Below are 2,377 nucleotides of genomic sequence, written 5' to 3'. Positions count from 1 at the left end.
AAATCTTTTTTGTTGAAGGTGAACAGTTCAACCGGATACGTTAAAGCAGTTGCCGCAATAATCATGTCGGCTATACCCGGTCGCTTGGCGTAGTGTTCCCAAGTCAGAGTGAGGAGTCGGCGCGAGATTTCGGCGTCCAAACCAATTACATTGAACTTGTTAATGGTTTCGACCGTCTTGCGCTTTTCACTTCGCTTCATGCCCACGTACATTTCCGCTTCCGAAATCACACTCAGATAAAGACGGTCAAAACCAAGCTCATCTAACTCCTGAACCATCGCCTGCACTCCTCGGAAATAGTCAAACAACACGTTAGAATCGCACAGGACTATCTTCTTTTTGGCCATGCTTTCGCCCGAATTGAAGCCATTGTGCGTTCATCATTAGCCCAAATACCACCGAAAGCGGCTGGAGTCTCGCTGGACTTGGCGTTACTCTTGCGTAAGAGTGGGATGGCGACTTCGGGTTCTGGCTCAGTTTGAATGCCGTTTTCGATTAACAGCTTTAACGCTTTGGCGTAATCTTTATCGTTGACCGTTAATGTTTTCATCGTCTTGCAGCCTATCACACAATATTACAACAACTTGAGCATTAATTTGGCTCGCCACTGACCACTTTTGCGCAAGCTTGAATGTTGGAAAGGTCGCCTTGTCACCAGAGCGCAACCCCGGAAGGCTAACTTTCCCAATCAGGGTGTTCGCCTTGGCTGACAAGGCCTGGAAATGAAAGCGTATAGCTGCCTACGTGGGGCGTGCGGCCTGTCGCCCGACAGCCGCCCGTGCGAAGCTTACTTTTTAAGCAAGTCTCGGACTTCCATCAGGGCAAAGCCCAGCAAATTTAATCCGTTCCATCGCTTGGGATTCTCAGCCTTGTCGCTGTCAGCCGCCAGACCAATGCCCCAAATCTTGTCTATCGGACTGGCTTCTACTAACACCCTCTCTTTGGTATTGACCAAGAACTCTTTAAGGTCTTGATGTTGAGTGAATTTCTGCAAACTGCCCTCAACTACGATTTCAAAACGTTTGCTGTTCCAAATGGCTTCATCGAAGTTACGAACTTGCCTACCAAGTGTTTTAGCTTCGGCTGGCGATTTGGCAACGATGATTTTTTCATAAACTTCTTGGTCACCAAACAACAAGGCTTTTTGGGCCATCATCCAATGCTCTGCCGTATTGTACTTGACCTTGTCAACGATAAATGGTGATGTCCACCATTGGCTGAAACAAGACGCTGTTAAATCACCGCTTTTACTTTTCTGATGCCCCCAAAAGAACAAGTACTTAATTCGTTTCCCTCGTTCAAAATTTTCTGTCAACCACTTTAAACTGTATGTCATTTCGATCATTTTCTTGTCACGCGAAACCCAGCTTTGATGTTGGGTTGGCCTACACAGGCGTTCACTTTGTCGCCGAAACCCAGAAATGGAAGCAAAACATATCCCGTGAGCCGTGCGACCTGTCGCACAGACGCTGGCATTCACGCCCATTTTGGCCGGTTCACCCAACGCCAACAGGGGCTGATGGATGATGATACTACGTGCCTGAACGACCACAACTGCCAACCTTTACACCCTCGTTTGGTTGGGCTGCCCCGCTTCCTTCGGGACGCGCTCCCTGTCGACGGAAGGCTGCCCCATAGAGTGAATCTAGCTATTCTTAGTTATTAATACTTCTTTACTCATACACCTCGACAACTAATCCAATGGTAGTTCTTTCCAACCATCAGGGGGCACGACAACAATTGTATCGGGTACTGCTTTTTCCAAATCTATTTTAGAATTAGATGGGTCGCCACAATGAAAGGCTACAAAATAACGCCGGTTGAGAAAGTAACTTTCCCCTTTCCGATAAAAATCACCTTTATCTAGCAAAGTACCCCCTTCATATTTTTTATTATTATACACAAAAGTGTAGTCTAAAGTAAGCCCAGCGTTGCCACCTCCACCTGAGAAAGAAATTGCTCTGGCAATTGAGTAGCGATGACAGCTATCTAAAAGAAGTCCACGGTATAGGGTACGAAAAATAAAAAACGCTAATACTAAACATACCAGAATGGTCCCCGTCTGCTTTGTTATCTTCACTTGCTTTTCACTACGTTATTTGCTTTAAATTTAACCTGTTAAGCTGTTACATTGACTAACAAGGTATTTCTCTTGTCAGGCAATACATGGCAAACTCGCTTTTTTGGTTATCCGCACAGAGACGTTTTCTCTGTCAAACGCGACCTGGCAAATACACGTTTTCTCCTACCACAACTAAGGCGATTCTCGTGCCAACCGAAGCTGACAGACGAGCCCTAAAACGGCCTGCGGAGACGGCTCCTTTGTCGCACGGAAGCCCACCACTACGTTACGGCCTGCTCGGAACACCCAACGACC

The 2,377-nt window shown here is 46.7% G+C and carries 4 protein-coding genes; all 4 read right to left on the bottom strand.

All coding sequences use genetic code 11. The features are described 5' to 3' along the window. On the bottom strand, window positions 1–347 hold a 347-nt coding region (locus ACFSUS_RS28980; RefSeq protein ID WP_381528772.1), incomplete at its 3' end, for a type II toxin-antitoxin system VapC family toxin. Then, entirely contained in the window at window positions 329–550 is a 222-nt protein-coding gene (locus ACFSUS_RS28975) for a hypothetical protein (RefSeq protein WP_381528769.1), read from the bottom strand. The genes ACFSUS_RS28975 and ACFSUS_RS28980, both read right to left, overlap by 19 nt. Before the next feature lie 237 nt (window positions 551–787). After that, complete coding sequence (locus ACFSUS_RS28970; protein WP_381528767.1) at window positions 788–1,552, bottom strand: NADAR family protein; 765 nt, start codon at window positions 1,550–1,552, stop codon at window positions 788–790. Between the two features lie 141 nt (window positions 1,553–1,693). Continuing rightward, on the bottom strand, window positions 1,694–2,080 hold the full coding sequence (locus ACFSUS_RS28965) for a hypothetical protein (protein WP_381528766.1): 387 nt from the start codon (window positions 2,078–2,080) through the stop codon (window positions 1,694–1,696). Window positions 2,081–2,377 lie beyond the last annotated feature (297 nt).

The sequence above is a fragment of the Spirosoma soli genome, from assembly GCF_042684525.1.
GTDB classification, from domain to species: Bacteria; Bacteroidota; Bacteroidia; order Cytophagales; family Spirosomataceae; genus Spirosoma; species Spirosoma soli.
The sequence above is the reverse complement of the archived record's forward strand: the minus strand, read 5'-3'. Positions and strand labels throughout refer to the sequence as shown.